We start from the raw sequence: 15,756 nt of genomic DNA on the forward strand, positions 1-15,756 counted from the left end.
ACAGCAATGAACAAGCAAAGCAACACATACACCTTAATATATATAATAGTCCTTGTCGTTGTGGTCGGGACTGCACTGGCTGCGACCTCGCTTGCCTTGCGCCCGCGTCAGCAGGAGAACATCAATGCCGACAAGATGTCACAGATTCTTGCCGCCGCAATGATCTCGCCTGAAAAGGACCGCATTGTAGCGGACTTTGACAAATATATCACATCTCAGTTTGTGGTCAACGAGCGTGGAGAGGTTCTTGACAATGTAAAGGCTTTCGATGTCGATGTCGCCTCCCAGATCAAGCTCGCACCGGACCGCAGAGAACTTCCTGTCTACGTGTGCACAACGTCTGACGGCTCACAGAAATACATTCTTCCGGTCTATGGCGCAGGCCTCTGGGGCCCGATATGGGGCTATGTAGCCTTTGATGCCGACGGGTCTACGATCTATGGAGCCTACTTCGCCCATCAGGGTGAGACTCCCGGTCTGGGCGCTGAAATCGAGAAACCGGCTTTCAGCAGTCAGTTTGCAGGCAAACAGGTGTTCAAGGACGGTCGTTTCCGCCCGATCGCTGTGGTCAAAGCCGGCCAGGCTCCTTTGGACGGCGAAGATTACGTCGACGGAATTTCCGGCGGTACCATAACTTCGAAAGGCGTCGGCGCCATGCTTGACAACTGCCTGACTCCCTATAAGAAATTTCTTCAGAACCTTTCGCAGCACGACGCTGAATGACGCCGGTCTCTGCGATGAATAATATTTTATATCATGGCTGACAAAATCAACACAAAAGAGGTGCTCTTCAACCCTCTTTCCAAGAATAATCCGGTCGTGGTGCAGATCCTCGGTATCTGCTCTGTACTTGCGGTCACCGCGAAACTTGAACCTTCGATCGTCATGGGAATTTCTGTGATTGCAGTTCTGGCTTTCGCCAATGTGATCATCTCGCTTCTCCGCAACACGATTCCGACAAACATCCGCATCATCGTGCAGCTCGTAGTGGTTGCCGGTCTGGTTGTCATAGTCGATCAGGTGCTGAAAGCCTATGCCTACGATGCGTCGAAGCAGCTTTCGGTCTTCATCGGACTGATCATAACCAACTGTATCCTCATGGGACGCCTTGAGGCATTCGCGATGGCCAACAAACCGTGGCCCTCGTTTCTCGACGGTGTCGGCAACGGCATCGGCTATGCGATCATCCTTGTGATAGTCGGTTTCTTCCGCGAACTGTTCGGCAGCGGCACTCTGCTGGGTTTCCAGGTTATCCCGCAGAGCTTTTATGAAGCCGGTTATGTCAACAACGGCCTCATGATCCTGCCACCGATGGCCCTCATCATTGTCGCTTGTATCATCTGGGTACAGCGCTCGTTCAACAAGGATCTTCAGGAAGACTGATCGTTGCCGCGTGTTTCCCAAAATTAGTTTTTAACAGCTTCTTAAATTCTATCAGAGTTGGAAAATTTAAATCTCTTCATACGGTCGATCTTCATTGACAATATGATCTTCGCCTACTTCCTCGGCATGTGTTCGTTCATCGCCGTGTCGAAGAATGTCAAGACCGCTTTCGGCCTTGGTGTGGCAGTGACTTTCATGCTTGTGGTCACTTTGCCGGTCAACTACCTTTTGCAGACCTACGTGCTCAGTGCCGGCGCTCTCAAATGGCTTGGTCCTGAGTATGCCGATGTGGATCTCAGCTTCCTTTCGCTCATCATGTTCATCGCCGTCATTGCCTCGATGACCCAGCTTGTCGAGATGACGGTCGAGAAGTACAGCCCTGCGCTTTATTCCTCGCTTGGCATTTTCCTTCCGCTCATAGCTGTCAACTGTGCGATTCTCGGCGGCTCGCTGTTCATGCAGCAGCGCGATTTTCCTTCGGTCTGGACCGCTGTCTGTGCCGGCGGAGGCTGGGGCCTTGGTTGGCTGCTGGCCATCACGGCTATCGCCGCCATCCGTGAGCGGCTTGCTACCTACTCAAACATTCCGAAACCGCTGCGTGGGGTTGGCATAACATTCATCCTCACGGCTCTCATGGGCATCGCTTTCATGAGCTTCCTCGGAATCAAGATCTGATTTATTTAATACTATTACTGAACTAAAGATATGTTGACAATACTCTCAGGTGTTTGCATCTTTTTGATCATCACTCTGTTTCTGGTGATGATCCTGCTGCTCGCCAAGAAATATCTTGTCCATTCGGGCAAAGTCAAGATTACGATTAACAACGACACTGTTGTCGAGGCCGATTCAGGAAAGGCGCTTCTCTCAACTCTTGCTGACGAGAATATTTTCCTGCCATCAGCCTGTGGCGGCAAGGGCAGTTGCGGACAGTGCAAATGTCAGGTCTTCAGTGGCGGCGGTGACATTCTGCCGACTGAAAAGGTCCACTTCTCGCGTAAGCAGCAGCAGGACCACTGGCGCCTCGGCTGCCAGGTGAAGGTCAAGGAAGATTGCTCGATCGGAATTCCGGCTTCGGCGCTTGACGTCAAAGAGTGGGAATGTGAGGTTATCTCCAACCGCAATGTGGCCACATTCATCAAAGAGTTTATCGTGGCTCTGCCGGAGGGCGCCCACATGGATTTCATCCCCGGTTCGTATGCCCAGATCAAGATTCCGACCTTTGATATGGACTATGACAAAGACATCGACAAGGAGTCGATCGGCGCGGAATACCTGCCTGCATGGGAAAAGTTCGGCCTTTTCGGCCTGAAGTGCCGCAACACGGAGACAACTGTCCGTGCCTACTCGATGGCCAACTATCCTGAAGAGGGTGACCGTATCATGCTGACCGTTCGTATTGCCACTCCTCCCTTCAAACCGAAACCTCAGGTAGGTTTTCAGGATGTGATGCCGGGTATCGCCTCAAGTTATATTTTCACCCTCAAGCCCGGCGATAAAGTCAGGATGAGCGGTCCTTATGGCGACTTCCACCCGATTGTCGATTCGAAAGCCGAGATGATGTGGATCGGAGGCGGTGCCGGAATGGCTCCTCTTCGCGCTCAGATCATGTGGCTCACAAAGACTCTTCAGACCCGCGACCGTGTGATGAACTACTTCTACGGTGCCCGTGCGCTCAATGAGGTGTTCTATCTCGATGACTTCATGCAGCTCGAAAAGGATTTCCCCAACTTCAAGTTCCATCTCGCGCTTGACAGGCCGGATCCGGCTGCCGATGCCGCAGGTGTGAAATACACCGCCGGTTTTGTTCATCAGGTGATCTACGAGACTTACCTGAAGAATCATCCCGATCCGGAGGATATCGAATACTATATGTGTGGTCCCGGCCCGATGAGCGCTGCGGTCAACAAGATGCTCGATGATCTCGGTGTGGATCCTGAATCGGTCCACTACGATAATTTCGGAGGCTGATCCCTCTTTCGAATAACGATAAAAGCGTTACCGGATGGCTTGATTGAGTCCGGTAACGCTTTTGTCTTATGATACTATTGTGTCAGGTTGCGGTTGGTCAGTTATCAAAGCTGCTCACGGTCCAGCCCATGTCCTGATAGTAGATGAAGCTGACGGAGATTGAACTGATGTAGTCCTGTTTGGGTGCGCCGAGCACATAGCCGAACGGAGTCTTGTCGCGGAAGGTTATGAGAGCAAGACATTTGCCCGTTCCGCTCTTGGCCATATCCTCGGAACAGCGCACTTCCTTGACTTTTTTCAGTTCGTAGTGTCCGAGGAGCATATTGTGTTCCTGAGTATAGGTTTTTGCACAGGCGGCATTATAGGCGGCGTTGGGATCTTTCTTGGCCGGCTCTGGAGCCTGTGCTGCTTCTGATTCACGGGTAGCCTCTTCGATGCCGGTCTCTTCAACTGCGGCAGAGTCGACCTCGACAACTTCTTCAGTGACAACTTCTTCTACGACCGGGTCCTCTGCCACTACGGTTGTTGTAGTCTCATAGTTGGTCATGTAGTCGGGGATTGTTTCCTCATAGTTTTCGTTGTCCTTGAAGTCTTTGATGATGTCCTCGCGTTTTGTGACCGGTTCTTCGATTTCCAGTTTTTTGCCCTCTTCGGTGAGCTGGACGCTTGCAAAGATGTGTTCTCTGTCAACCGTATAATATGTATATCCGCGCCAGTAGTCATAATTGCGTTTCTGGACCTTCTCAATGATAACCTCTGAGGTCAGAGTGATCATTCCGGCTGCTTTCAGACGCTGGAGATCAGTGAGTTCTGATTCACTGACTTCATAATAGCCGGTTTTGAACTGTTCGGTCGCAAAATTTTCAGCGAAGATAGCCTCTTTTTTAAGGGCCTTTTTAGCAGATGATGAGCTTAAAACAGAATCGTCACCACAGGAAGTCAGGCTTAGAATTAAGGTTGATGTTACCATCAGTGCAAGAAATTTTTTCATAGATTGGTGTGTTAATGATGATTAAAAAGTGTATCGGTCTAAATGTACGGTAATTATATTATATTCGAACAAATTGTTTGCATATTTTAAATATAATTAACCAAAAGCCCGATGGAGGTAACTATTCAGCGATTCAAACAGCTTGATTGCAAGCAAGTTGTAGTAGGATGCCCCCGGAGCATCCGCCGGTTTTATGGTTCATTAACCTCGTTTTCGGATGCACCATGGTGCATCCCTACCCTGATAATGAGGCTATTATATTGGCAATATTCGCTGAATAGTGACCGATGGAGGCGTGATCTGCTGACTTTTTGCAGATTACGCCTCCATCGGGCTTTTATCGGTTTGAGATTTGTCCGGAGGGTGTGGCCTCGGATAAACTTCTATTTGATGAGCAGTTCTTCCAGAGGGCGTTTTGGGACGATATGGATGTCTGTTTCGGTGCGGTAGTAGCGTATATCGGCCTCGGTAGTCCCGTCGGTATCGGTTAGTTCGACAGTTTCAGCCGGATAGCCTAAAGCCAGGACATGGAGCGGCTTGTAGCGTTGGGGCAGTTGCAGCGCTTCTGAGAGAGCGGCGGCATTGAATGCTTTTATTATACATCCGTGGATGCCGAGAGAGGCCGCTCCGAGGGTCAGGGTTTCGAGATGCAGTCCGTCGTCACACAGACAGTCGGATGTCAGCCGGGTGTCAAGACATTGCACAAGATAGGCTGCCGGACGTTCGTTTTCGGCAGGCCCGTCCCAGTCTGTGAGATAGCCGGCCCATTTAAGGGATGGAAACAGACGGTTGCATTCATCGGCTGACACCACAGTCCGATAGCGCAACGGCTGGAGGTTACGGCCTGACGCACAATAGCGAACCAAGTCAACCAGTCGGGTCAGGGTGTCTTCTCCGATGGCCCGTGAGCTGTCGAAACGCCTTATGGAACGGTTGCTTTTGAGCAATGCTTTCAGATCGTCGAAATTTGTCATCTTGCTGTCATGTTTTAGAAACTGTTTAATAAATATCACCGATAGGGAGGGCTGTAACCGGGCGGATTTTTCTCTTATTCCCAGTCGTCGGTGCGGAAAGGTATCAGAGGAAGATAGTTTCCTGCATGGAGATTTCCGGGGAGGAAGTCTTTCCAGCCATAGCGAACGGCTACCGGATCGGGGACTTTCTTGCTTGAGACAACCATCTCATTGGTCTGCCAGTGGAGCCAGACTGAGTCGGCGGGATGGAACACTTTGTCAGGACCGGCGATCTCGAAACCTTGGATGTCATAGTTGCGGCAGATGCCGTCACAGGGAGAATCAATGGCAACCCATGCCGCACCGTCTTTGAACCGGTGGCTCTTGTAGACGGGGCTCTGAGCCGGGAATTGTTTTTTGTCGTATGTCTTGTTGAGGATCAGATCGCAGAGACGCTTGCCGGCTGAGGCCTTGTCGGAGGGATGGATGTTGAATCGTTCGTGAGGCTTGACAAGGTCGTTTGTGCAGATGATCCCGCTGTTCGGAATTCTTTCAATGGCCTTTCTCTGAGCTTCGCGCAGCAAGGGGGCTTTTCCGGTTTCGGAAGGATCGCCGTATTCGTAAGGTGCGATCTCCACGCTGTAAAATGGGATGTCGCCGATGGCTATCTGTTCTCTCCAGTGCTTGACCATTGCTTCAAGACGCTCGGCGTAAGTCCGGTAGGTCGAGACGTTGGAGCATCCCTGATACCACAGGATTCCTTTGTAAGTATAATCCTTTATGGGTACAAACATTGCGTTGTACATCAGCAGCGGACGCAGATAGTGGACAATCGGTTCAACGTCTTTCGGATCAAGCGAGACATCGGGATAGGTTTCGAGCAGCTCACGCGGTGTCCAGCTTTCGACTTTAGCTCCTCCGTAGGCTGCGCTGACTATGCCGACGGGGACATTGAGCACATTGCTCATCCTTTTGGCGAGATGCCATGCCAGAGCGCTGAATTCGGTCGCTGTCTCAGGCGAGGGGACAGCCCATGAGGCATTGACTGAGTCAAGCGGAGTGTAGCTTTGGGTCAGCGGCACGGTGAAGAACCGGACTTTGTCGGCCTGTTCGCGGGAAGATGCGATTTCGTCATAGCCCCCTTCGGTGCAGCATCCGGGAAAACCTTTCAGCGGCATCTGCATGTTGGACTGACCCGATGCAAGCCATACTTCTCCGACAAGCACATTGGAGACTGTCAGAGGTTCGCCGTCGCTGATGGTGATGGTGTGTTTGTCGAAGCTGCCGGCAGGAGTGTCGACAGCCACACACCATTTTCCTGTGCGGTCAGTAGTTGTGGAGTAGGGCATATTGTTCCATGATGGAGTCACGACAACAGTAGCGCCGGGATCAGCTTCGCCGAAAATGCGGGCGTGGGAATTCTGTTGCAGAACCATATTGTCGCCGATCATTGCCGATGGTTTTACTTTTGCATAATCGTTCAAGGCGATCATTGCCAGTGAAATTGCGATTAATGATTTTTTCATGATTAGCAGTTATTGTTTAGGTGTGTAGTCAAAATAGTCGAATGTTCCATCGCCTTTGCCGTCAGGCGATGTGGCATAGAGGCCGATGAACGTGCCGGTGAATCCTCCGGCTGTCTCTGTCGAGAGATAGCGGGTGTTCATCGAGCCGAGTTCCTGATAGCTTTTGCCATTGTCAAGAGAGGCCGAGAAGATGTAGACGGTCGGCGAGGCTGTCACGCGCAGTATGACCGATTTCTGCTTTGCTGGCAGTTCAATCTGTTTTTCGATGTGGGTCAGCTCGTTCAGCCGGTAGCGGAGGGTCACGGCTTGTTTACCGTCTGGGCGGGCTGTAATATAAAGATCATAGTGTGAGGGCTCGGACGCATAGACCGTAAGCCCGGCTTCACTTTCGGCAGATGATCCGTTCAGGCTGACTGAGGTTGATGCGCTGAACCCGATGTGTTCCTGACGCCGCAAAAGCATTGATGGAGATTCCTGTGAATTGTCAAGAGTCACGGGGCTGCACCTGATTTTAAATTTGCCTTTGCCCCAGCTGTAATTCTCAGCCTTGGGATTGCGCAGCCAGACCCATTCGTAGCCGATTTTTTCGTTGTCAAAATTGTCACGCATCTTTTTCGTTGCGGTCTGAGACAGCGGAAGGGTAGGACAATCCATGTCGAGACTGATTGTGCCGTTGCCGTTGACCACCGGCCAAGCGTTTTCGTCCCATCTGACCGGGGCTAAAAATGTTTCACGCCCCAGAAGATGGTGGGCACCGTTCTGCTGGCGGAAACCGAGGCAGACAAGCCACCACGAGCCGTCAGGAGCCTGGACGAGATCAGCGTGGCCAGTCCCCTGGATCGGATTGTTTTGGGCGGCACGGTTGAAGTGGCAGAGTATCGGATTTGACGGATTCGGCGAATAAGGTCCCGTTATCTCCCGGCTGCGGGCTATTGTGACGCTGTGGCCCATTTCAGTACCACCTTCTGCTATTAGAAGATAATACCATCCGTCTTTTTTATAGATATGCGGAGCCTCAGGATGTCTGCCTCCTGTCCCGTCCCAGATCCGGCGGCTTTCGCCAAGCTGCTCTCCGCTTAGAGGATCAATCTCGCAGAGCCAGATGCCGACGTCAGGATTGCTGACCATATAGCATCTCCCGTCCTCAAAATAAAGCGAAGGGTCAATCCCTCCCTGTTTAAGCCACACGGGATCGCTCCAGCCCTTGGACGGATCAGTGGTGTGGACAAGGAAATTGCCGCGGTCGGAGACATTGGTTGTGATCATGTAGAACCGGCCGCTGTCATATCTGATTGTCGGGGCATAGATTCCGCCCCAGACATTGGCTTTATTCAGATTCAGCTGGCTTTCACGGTCAAGCACATGCCCGATCTGCTCCCAGTTGACAAGATCTTTGCTGTGGTAAATCGGAACTCCCGGAAAATAGCAGAAAGAAGAATTCACCAAATAGAAATCATCGCCGACCGCTACCACCGACGGATCAGGGTGAAAGCCGGGAATAATCGGATTTCTGAATCCCTCGGCATTCATGTTACCGCAAAGCACACCGGCCGCAGCCAAAAAGAAGGATGGTAATAGTCGTTTCATCTTCGAAGTAGATTTGTAGTCGCTTGTTTTAGACAACAATACATAATGCACAGCGAAGATACGAAAATTTTGTCAGGATTTCTGTCTTTTATTGTTTTATGTCATCTGATTTCGATTGAGAGTGGTCTGGAGACTGTCCATTTGGTCGTGAATGTCAGAAGCGAGCGGGTGGGGTCATATTTCCATGCGCCACGCCGGAGGGGTCGGTTGTCAATAGTGACGGAGGAGGGATCGCCGTCAATGAGATAGACGTTGAACGTCAGTTCCTTTGTCTCAGGTGCTCCACGATAGGTGCCTTTTGCTGAGACTTCGATGTTTATGCCTTCAATTGTCGCGTCAGCCTTGAAGCGGACGAGTGAATAGGCGCCGTCGGTCAGTGAGGATGGCGATTTGCGGTCATCTTCGAAAAGGGTGTATTCCGATTCGCCGAGATAGGGATAATAGTTAACCGAGTAGCGGTCCGTGCGGTAGTCTTCGGTAGATCCCATTTTATAATCCGCTTGCGGAATGATAGCACCCGCGCGCACAAAGAGCGGCAGAATTTCAAGTGGAGCAGGGTAGCTGATGGTGTCGCCTCCGTGGTAGATCTTGCCGGGGCTGTTATAGTCAACCCACATTCCGTCCGAAAAGACAATCCGGCGTTCAGTCGTTCCTTGTGTCAGGACGGGGGCGACAAGGATGTCTCTTCCCCAGAGATATTCGTCTGTGATGTCGTCATATTTGTCTGATCCGGCGCTGTAATAGTTGAGCGGGCGGACAAGCGGCTGGCCTTCTGAGGCGTTTTCGAAGGCGAGGGTATAGTTGTATGGCAACCATCTGTAACGTTCTTTGATCAGAGGGAGGATTATATCCTGCTGGGCCGGATAATTGTAAGGTTCGGCTGTCGACTGTGCATGGGTGCGGAGAACCGGCGAGAATGTGCCGAGCTGAAGCCAGCGGACATAGAGTTCGGGGTCATAAGGCGCTGCCGGGTCAATAGCGAATCCGCCGACATCGTGGCTCATATAGCCCAGGCCGCTGAGGCCGGAATTGAGCATGATGGTGATCTGCGGTTGCAGGCCACCCCAGGATCGGGAGACATCGGTGGACCAGGGATAGACGCTGTGGCGTTGCAATCCGGTGGTGCCTCCGCGCATCATCGTCATCAGGCGGCGGTCGGGAAATCCGTTTGCATACAAGTCGGCGATGATCGAGCTCCAGTCATTGCCGTAGTGGTTGTGGTATTCGCGGGCAGTCAGACCATTGGCATGGATTCCGCTTTCAGGATGGACTTCCGGTTCGCCGAGATCGCCCCACCAGCCTCCGACACCTTCGAGTGTCAGCTGTTTGTAGCGATCGCTCATCCAGGCGCGTGTGTCGGGGTTCGAAACGTCGAACATGCCGCCTTCGCCGACCCAGATCCGGACTTCCTGCGGGCCTCCGGTCGAGTCTTTGACCATCATCCCCTTGGAGGCAAGCTCATTGTAGTTGGCGAGGGCGCGGCCGTTGCGGAGAATGTAGGGCTGAGAGATCAGAATTGTGTTGACGTTTTTTGATTTGAGGTCTGAGAGCATCTTTTTGTGATCGGGCCATTGGTCCGGATCCCAAGCCAGACGGCCCATGTCTTCCTCTTTGCCATACCAGTAGAGATCGAGGACGATGCCGTCAAGCGGATAGCCTGCGCGTTTCAGAGTGTCGACAACTCCGAGAGTCTCCTTCTGGGTGCGGTAGCCGTATTTTGATGTGATGTATCCCAAAGCCCAGAGCGGAGGGAGTTTCTGGCGTCCGGTCAGAGCCGAAAGTTCGCGGGTCACTCCTGACAAAGATCCGGCTCCATTGATGAAATAGTAGGAGACAGGGGCTGATGACTCGGTGGTGTAGACAATCGGGTTTGACATTATCATTTTTGCGGCGGCAAAGTCATCGAACACCACGGCATAGCCGTTGGACGAAAGGAAGAGCGGCATGGTGATGTTCATCTGGCGGATGCGTTCTTCACCGGCGGTATAGCCATAGTTCTGCTTGTTGTACATCACAAGCGTGTCACCTGCGAGATTGAAACTGAAGCCGCGTTCGCCTGCGCCATAGAACGAACCTTGACCGACTGTCGAAAGTTCCAGCCGCTGCTGTCCGTCAGTCATGGAGCGCAGTCCGTTGTCGCTGACCGTGCGGTTTGGACCGGCGGCTATGTCGACAGCTCCTGAGACACTGTCGATGCGGACCACTATGCCTCCTCCGGTGGTCATGACGCAGACTCCGGGAGCGGTGCTGACCGATACATTTCCTGTCGCTGTTTTCAGTACGGAGGTGTCTGTTGCCGGAAGAGTCTCTCCGGCGGCATAGTTGCTGACCTTGATGATATTGTTGTTGACAGCGCAGACGTTTACAACTCTGCCTTCAGGAGTCTGCACGGTGACGTCTCTGACCTGAGCCACGGCATTTACTCCGAGAAATGCCGAAAGTGTGAGCGTGGCAATGGCCCTCACCTGATCGTTGATTTTCATATACGGATGTGTTTTTTAGACTGATAATAAAATTTTACGCACCGCAAATATAATAAAAATCACGATAATAGCCGTTGATTCGGACTGCTAAAATTCCGATGTAGGTCTGTTTTATTGCCAGGGACGGGTGTCGGAGCGACGGTTTGAGGCGATTTCATCGGCTGTTCATGGGATTTTTCGGCCTGTTGGTTTAATCTTTGATGTGAGTTGTCGCTTTTTTGGTAACTTTACGCAAATATTTTAAACAATCTTAGAAACTGTTTGAATTTATGTGATGCAGACTCCTCAAAAGCAGAGGAATATGAGTCTCAAACAGTTCCTTAAAATCAGATAACAAATAATGTCATTGAGCCGACCAAGAAAACTAGAAACGATCATTTATGCAAGCCTTTGGTTCCTGATCATGGTACTGTGTCTGCTGGATGTGATGCGGGCAAGAAGTTACACTGAATTTCCGGTGGTTGATGGTGATCTGTTGCGCCATCTTGCATTGGGATTTCTGCCTTTCCTGGTGCTTTTCTGTGTCAACAATTCACTGCTCATTCCACGTCTGTTGTTTCGTAACCGCTATCTGGCATATCTCTGTGCGACGGCTGTTCTGGTCGCAGTGGTGTGGGGATGTCAGTATTTCCGCTTTTTTCAGAATTTCGTAGAGCATGATTTCCCGGAGAGAGCCATGCGTCGTCATGGACGGCCGCCACTGTTGCCGTTCCCTCTGTTCCTTGATATGGTGTATGACTTTCTGATAGTTGGCGTTAATCTGGCAATAGCTCTGATTTTCCAGCGTTTTGATGACAAACTTGAGAAGGAGAGTCTGATGAAAACCAATGTCGAGAATCAACTGACATATCTGAAGGCTCAGATCAATCCTCACTTCTATATGAATATGCTCAACAATATTCACGGCATGATTGACATCAATCCGGAAAGGGCTCAGGATATGCTTATCGGCATGTCAAATCTCATGCGTTACATGCTTTATGACAGCTCGCAACCGCGTATAGCTCTTTCTGCTGAAATCGGTTTTATGCAGAACTATCTCAATCTGATGAGGCAGCGGTATCCGGAGAACAAAGTCCAGATTTCCACGTCGTTGCCGACAGACCGGGAGACCTGCGGGGTGAGCATTCCGCCTTTGCTGTTTCTGGTTTTTATTGAGAATGCCTTTAAGCATGGTATCAGCTACCGTTCTGAATCTTATGTAAGTGTCAGAGTGGAGGTCTCGGAAGGGAAAGTCAGATTCCTGTGTCTCAACAGTCTCCATCCGCTCTCCAATGACAGGAAGCATGACGGTATCGGGCTGCGTAACATCAACCAGCGCCTGAAACTGATCTATGGTGACCGCTATACGCTTGCGACAGATGCAAGTGACAAGGCTTATTCCGTTAACTTAACTATCCCAGCTCATGAAACTCCGGACATTGGTAATTGATGACGAGCCCATTGCGCTTGAAAAATTGGGCAAATATGTTGAAAAAGTTCCGTTTCTGGAACTTGTCAGTGCTTGCGAGAGCGCTTTGGATGCGATCGCGGTCCTGAATGAAAAGCCTGTTGATCTGATCTTTACGGATATAAATATGCCTGATCTCAACGGGATGGATTTTATCGCATCATTGTCTTCGACACCGATGGTGGTTTTCATCACGGCTTATGCCCAGTATGCAGTTGACAGTTACCGTCTTTCTGCTGTCGACTACCTGCTCAAACCTTATGGATTTGCCGAATTCCAGCGGGCAGCCAACAAGGCTCTGGAGGCATATTCGACACGCCGGCAGTCAGGAGCGTCAACCCAGTCCAATAGCCAGAGTGTCAATGATTCGCTGTTTGTCAAAGTTGACTACCGGTATGTCCGGATCAGGCTTGCTTCGATCTGCTATATAAAAGGCTATGGCGAATATCTTCAGATCTTCACAGAAGGCTCGTCGACACCAATTCTGACATTGAGTTCGTTTGCGGATATCAAAGAGCGTCTGTCAGACAATTTTCTTCAGGTCCATCGTTCATATATAGTAAATATGGATCAGGTCGAAAGCATCAACCGCGGACGTATAATAATGGATGCCGATACGTACATTCCGGTAGGTGACAGTTTCAAAAACGCCATGCAGTCGTATCTGCTTGACCATTCGGTCGGCACACCGCGCAAATAGGGGGACTTTCATTCAGGTCAGTCCGATTCATTGGACATTTCAGGCGATTGGTTGAATTAATTTGGCCGTCGCCTGTTTTATGTTGTAATATTGCATCAGAATCAAATTCCCAGGATGCAATTATGAAGTTCCGTTTATTTACACTTGCTATTTTTTCGGCAGCATTAGCTCTGCCGGATGCACAGGCAGCCTCGCCCTGGTCCTATAAAGACTGTGTGGATTATGCCCGTGAACACAATATCACCTTGCAGAAATCGCGGCTCAGTGAGCAGAGTGCGGCCTATGACCTTGAGGAGGCCAAAGCCCAATGGCAGCCGACTCTTGATTTTGCCACAACACAGGGATTTTCGAATTATCCCTGGGGCGAAAATCATAAAAATTCCTACAACAGTTCTTACGGACTCAATGCCGGCTGGACAGTCTATAACGGCGGCTTGAGAGAGAATACTATCAAGCGCAACCGTCTTCAGACTGAAATTGCCGCCCTGAACACAGGTGACGTTTTCCGGACGATTGAAACCGATCTGCTTCAGGTCTACATGAATATTCTTTATGCCCGTGAGGCAATCGGGATTTACGAAGAGGCGGTCAGGCTGAGTGAGGCCCAGGTGGAGCGCACACGGCAGATGTTGGAAGCCGGACGAGTCTCACGAGTGGATTATGCACAGCTTCAGTCTCAGCTGGAACAAGACCGTTATGCTCTGGTGAATGCGCGTGGAACTTACGATTCACGGCTGATGGAGCTTAAAAAACTTCTTGAACTTGGAATTGACAGCGAGATCGAACTGGCAGATGTCCGGTGGACAGCCGAACAGATTCTTGCCGCTCTTCCTCCGATGGATGAAAGCTATCAGATGGCCTTGAATACAGACCTGCGTCTGCGTGGCCTCGAACTTGAAAAAGAAGGGTCAAGCCTTGATCTGGCGATAGCTTCAGCTGGTTCTAAACCGAAAATTTCGCTTAATGGAGGTATCGGGACTGCATATAATGCTCCAGGTCAGTCTTTCGGAAACTCGATCAAATATAATTTCAACGAAGCTGTCGGCCTGACTCTGTCTGTCCCTATTCTTGACAACAAGAAAACAAAGGTGGCTGTGGCTCGTGCGAAAGTGCAGCAGCTTGACGCGCAGCTTGACATAGACCAGCGTCATACGGAGCTTGCTCAGGTGGTTGAAAACTGGTATATAGACACGCGTTCGGCCCAGTCGCGCTACACAGCTGCCGAGCAGCAACTGAAATCAGCCGAACTGACCGCCGAACTGACCAATGAGCAATTGCAGCTCGGACTGGTCAACACGATTGATCTGATGACCGCGCACAATGATCTTGTGGAAGCACAACACTCTTTGTTGCAGACTAAATATATGGCTCTTTTAGGCCGTAAAATGATTGAATTTTATCGTAACGCTTCTGTTTCGCTTGACTGATTCAGAAACTCAAAAATACACCAATAAATAATATGAAACTGCTGAAACCATTGATTATTATCTCGGTCGCTCTTGCTGCCGGAGCCTGTTCCAAAGAGAAAAAAATATCTTTGGAGACCGTAGAGGCCCATGTCGGGGAATTGACAGAAACTGTCACGGCAACCGGAACGATCGAATCTGTCACCCAGGTAGATGTCGGAACACAGGTCACCGGTATTATCGACAAACTCTATGCCGACTACAACACGATCGTCAAAAAGGGCGATCTGATCGCAGAGATTGAAAAAACAATGCTTGAGAGTGATCTTCGCAGTGCTGAAGCAAGCGTAGAGTCAGCCCGCCTGACTTATGAATATAACCGTACCAACTATGAGCGGGACAAAGCCTTGCATGACAAGCAGCTCATAAGCGATTATGAATTCCAGACTTCCCGGAAAGATTATCAGGTATCAAAGGCCGCTTATGACAAAGCATTGGCCGATAAGGTCCGTGCGGCCAAAAACCTTAATTATGCTGAAATCTATTCGCCTATTGACGGTATCGTGATTTCACGTGAGGTTGAGGTCGGGCAGACTGTGGTGTCGAACATGAATGTGGCAAATCTTTACACCATTGCCGATCTTGACAACATGCAGGTGATCGGCAACGTGGACGAGGCCGACATAGGTCAGGTAAAAGTAGGCCAGAAAGTCACGTTTTCTGTCGATGCCTATCCTGATGATCTTTTTGAAGGGAAGGTGACACAGGTGCGTCTGAATCCGACAACCGAAAGCAATGTGGTTACTTACGAGGTTGTTGTCGATGCGCCGAATCCGGAACACAAGCTGATTCCCGGTCTGACTGCCAATCTGACCATTTATGTGATGAGTGAAGAAAATGTGCTTCTGCTTCCTAACCAGGTTTTCTCTTTTGAGCCTCAGGACCATCCTGACGCGAAGAATCTGCCTCAGCCGCAGAAGCCTGTCGATAAGAAGAGCCTTGCGGCAGATCAGAAATCTCTTTGGGTGGTCAATGGAAATTCCCTTGAAAACAAGATTGTGAAAGTTGGAACAAGCAACGGCATGAAAACCGTGATCAGCGGCGGATTGTCGGCAGGGATGGTTGTGGCTGTCGGTTATGATGAAGCGTCTGCGCCGACGGCTGACGCGACAGCTCAGAAAAGTCCGTTTGCACCCCAGCCTCCGGGCCGCAACAAGAAAAAATAGGAATAAGAGGTTGTTTAAAAACAAGAGTTAAAATCTGAGTGGTGTATCTTTTAGATAAATTGTTGTAAATGAGAAAGGAG

At 50.4% G+C, this 15,756-nt stretch carries 13 protein-coding genes; 8 read left to right on the top strand and 5 right to left on the bottom strand.

Going from position 1 to position 15,756, the window contains the following annotated elements; genetic code table 11:
- Positions 1–6: 6 nt before the first annotated feature.
- The 4 genes from nqrC to nqrF are packed head-to-tail and all read left to right on the top strand — an operon-like array spanning position 7 to position 3,354.
- Positions 7–723: an NADH:ubiquinone reductase (Na(+)-transporting) subunit C gene (gene nqrC / locus K2H17_RS09395; protein WP_300134049.1), complete on the top strand. Its 717-nt coding sequence runs from the start codon at positions 7–9 to the stop codon at positions 721–723.
- Positions 724–756: 33 nt separating this feature from the next.
- On the top strand, positions 757–1,383 hold the full coding sequence (locus K2H17_RS09400) for an NADH:ubiquinone reductase (Na(+)-transporting) subunit D (protein WP_300134051.1): 627 nt from the start codon (positions 757–759) through the stop codon (positions 1,381–1,383).
- A gap of 57 nt (positions 1,384–1,440) precedes the next feature.
- Positions 1,441–2,058 (top strand): NADH:ubiquinone reductase (Na(+)-transporting) subunit E, encoded by a 618-nt coding sequence (gene nqrE / locus K2H17_RS09405; protein ID WP_300134053.1) that lies wholly within the window; start codon positions 1,441–1,443, stop codon positions 2,056–2,058.
- A gap of 30 nt (positions 2,059–2,088) precedes the next feature.
- Complete coding sequence (nqrF, locus tag K2H17_RS09410; RefSeq protein WP_300134054.1) at positions 2,089–3,354, top strand: NADH:ubiquinone reductase (Na(+)-transporting) subunit F; 1,266 nt, start codon at positions 2,089–2,091, stop codon at positions 3,352–3,354.
- 97 nt (positions 3,355–3,451) lie between these two features.
- On the opposite strand, the gene K2H17_RS09415 is transcribed toward nqrF, so the two are convergent.
- The 5 genes from K2H17_RS09415 to K2H17_RS09435 all read right to left on the bottom strand — a co-directional run bounded on the left by K2H17_RS09415 (position 3,452) and on the right by K2H17_RS09435 (position 10,894).
- A complete protein-coding gene (locus tag K2H17_RS09415) occupies positions 3,452–4,345 on the bottom strand; it encodes a hypothetical protein (protein ID WP_300134056.1) in 894 nt (297 codons plus the stop codon).
- A 383-nt stretch (positions 4,346–4,728) separates the two neighbouring features.
- Complete coding sequence (locus tag K2H17_RS09420; RefSeq protein ID WP_300134058.1) at positions 4,729–5,319, bottom strand: nitroreductase family protein; 591 nt, start codon at positions 5,317–5,319, stop codon at positions 4,729–4,731.
- A 74-nt stretch (positions 5,320–5,393) separates the two neighbouring features.
- Positions 5,394–6,824, bottom strand: coding sequence for a sialate O-acetylesterase (locus tag K2H17_RS09425; RefSeq protein ID WP_300134060.1), 1,431 nt, complete (start codon positions 6,822–6,824; stop codon positions 5,394–5,396).
- Between the two features lie 9 nt (positions 6,825–6,833).
- A complete protein-coding gene (locus K2H17_RS09430) occupies positions 6,834–8,411 on the bottom strand; it encodes a glycoside hydrolase family 43 protein (RefSeq protein WP_300134062.1) in 1,578 nt (525 codons plus the stop codon).
- A gap of 101 nt (positions 8,412–8,512) precedes the next feature.
- Positions 8,513–10,894 (bottom strand): TIM-barrel domain-containing protein, encoded by a 2,382-nt coding sequence (locus K2H17_RS09435; protein ID WP_300134065.1) that lies wholly within the window; start codon positions 10,892–10,894, stop codon positions 8,513–8,515.
- A 403-nt stretch (positions 10,895–11,297) separates the two neighbouring features.
- Here K2H17_RS09435 and K2H17_RS09440 point away from each other — a divergent pair, with 403 nt between their 5' ends.
- The 4 genes from K2H17_RS09440 to K2H17_RS09455 all read left to right on the top strand — a co-directional run bounded on the left by K2H17_RS09440 (position 11,298) and on the right by K2H17_RS09455 (position 15,676).
- Positions 11,298–12,326: a histidine kinase gene (locus K2H17_RS09440; RefSeq protein WP_300134067.1), complete on the top strand. Its 1,029-nt coding sequence runs from the start codon at positions 11,298–11,300 to the stop codon at positions 12,324–12,326.
- Entirely contained in the window at positions 12,301–13,044 is a 744-nt protein-coding gene (locus tag K2H17_RS09445; RefSeq protein WP_300134068.1) for a LytTR family DNA-binding domain-containing protein, read from the top strand. The genes K2H17_RS09440 and K2H17_RS09445 overlap by 26 nt, the downstream gene beginning before the upstream one ends.
- 122 nt (positions 13,045–13,166) lie before the next feature.
- Positions 13,167–14,471, top strand: a complete 1,305-nt coding sequence (locus K2H17_RS09450; protein WP_300134069.1) for a TolC family protein — start codon at positions 13,167–13,169, stop codon at positions 14,469–14,471.
- 32 nt (positions 14,472–14,503) lie between these two features.
- Positions 14,504–15,676 (top strand): efflux RND transporter periplasmic adaptor subunit, encoded by a 1,173-nt coding sequence (locus K2H17_RS09455; protein ID WP_300134071.1) that lies wholly within the window; start codon positions 14,504–14,506, stop codon positions 15,674–15,676.
- Positions 15,677–15,756 lie beyond the last annotated feature (80 nt).

It is taken from the genome of Duncaniella sp. (genome assembly GCF_029054785.1).
Classification (GTDB): domain Bacteria; phylum Bacteroidota; class Bacteroidia; order Bacteroidales; family Muribaculaceae; genus Duncaniella.

What these genes read in the sequence shown, in the direction of transcription:
- nqrC (WP_300134049.1), top strand. Translation starts at nt 7, where the DNA reads ATGAACAAGCAAAGCAACACATACACCTTAATATATATAATAGTCCTT.
- K2H17_RS09400 (WP_300134051.1), top strand. Translation starts at nt 757, where the DNA reads ATGGCTGACAAAATCAACACAAAAGAGGTGCTCTTCAACCCTCTTTCC.
- nqrF (WP_300134054.1), top strand. Translation starts at nt 2,089, where the DNA reads ATGTTGACAATACTCTCAGGTGTTTGCATCTTTTTGATCATCACTCTG.
- K2H17_RS09415 (WP_300134056.1), bottom strand. Translation starts at nt 4,345, where the DNA reads ATGAAAAAATTTCTTGCACTGATGGTAACATCAACCTTAATTCTAAGC.
- K2H17_RS09420 (WP_300134058.1), bottom strand. Translation starts at nt 5,319, where the DNA reads ATGACAAATTTCGACGATCTGAAAGCATTGCTCAAAAGCAACCGTTCC.
- K2H17_RS09425 (WP_300134060.1), bottom strand. Translation starts at nt 6,824, where the DNA reads ATGAAAAAATCATTAATCGCAATTTCACTGGCAATGATCGCCTTGAAC.
- K2H17_RS09430 (WP_300134062.1), bottom strand. Translation starts at nt 8,411, where the DNA reads ATGAAACGACTATTACCATCCTTCTTTTTGGCTGCGGCCGGTGTGCTT.
- K2H17_RS09435 (WP_300134065.1), bottom strand. Translation starts at nt 10,894, where the DNA reads ATGAAAATCAACGATCAGGTGAGGGCCATTGCCACGCTCACACTTTCG.
- K2H17_RS09440 (WP_300134067.1), top strand. Translation starts at nt 11,298, where the DNA reads ATGGTACTGTGTCTGCTGGATGTGATGCGGGCAAGAAGTTACACTGAA.
- K2H17_RS09445 (WP_300134068.1), top strand. Translation starts at nt 12,301, where the DNA reads ATGAAACTCCGGACATTGGTAATTGATGACGAGCCCATTGCGCTTGAA.
- K2H17_RS09450 (WP_300134069.1), top strand. Translation starts at nt 13,167, where the DNA reads ATGAAGTTCCGTTTATTTACACTTGCTATTTTTTCGGCAGCATTAGCT.
- K2H17_RS09455 (WP_300134071.1), top strand. Translation starts at nt 14,504, where the DNA reads ATGAAACTGCTGAAACCATTGATTATTATCTCGGTCGCTCTTGCTGCC.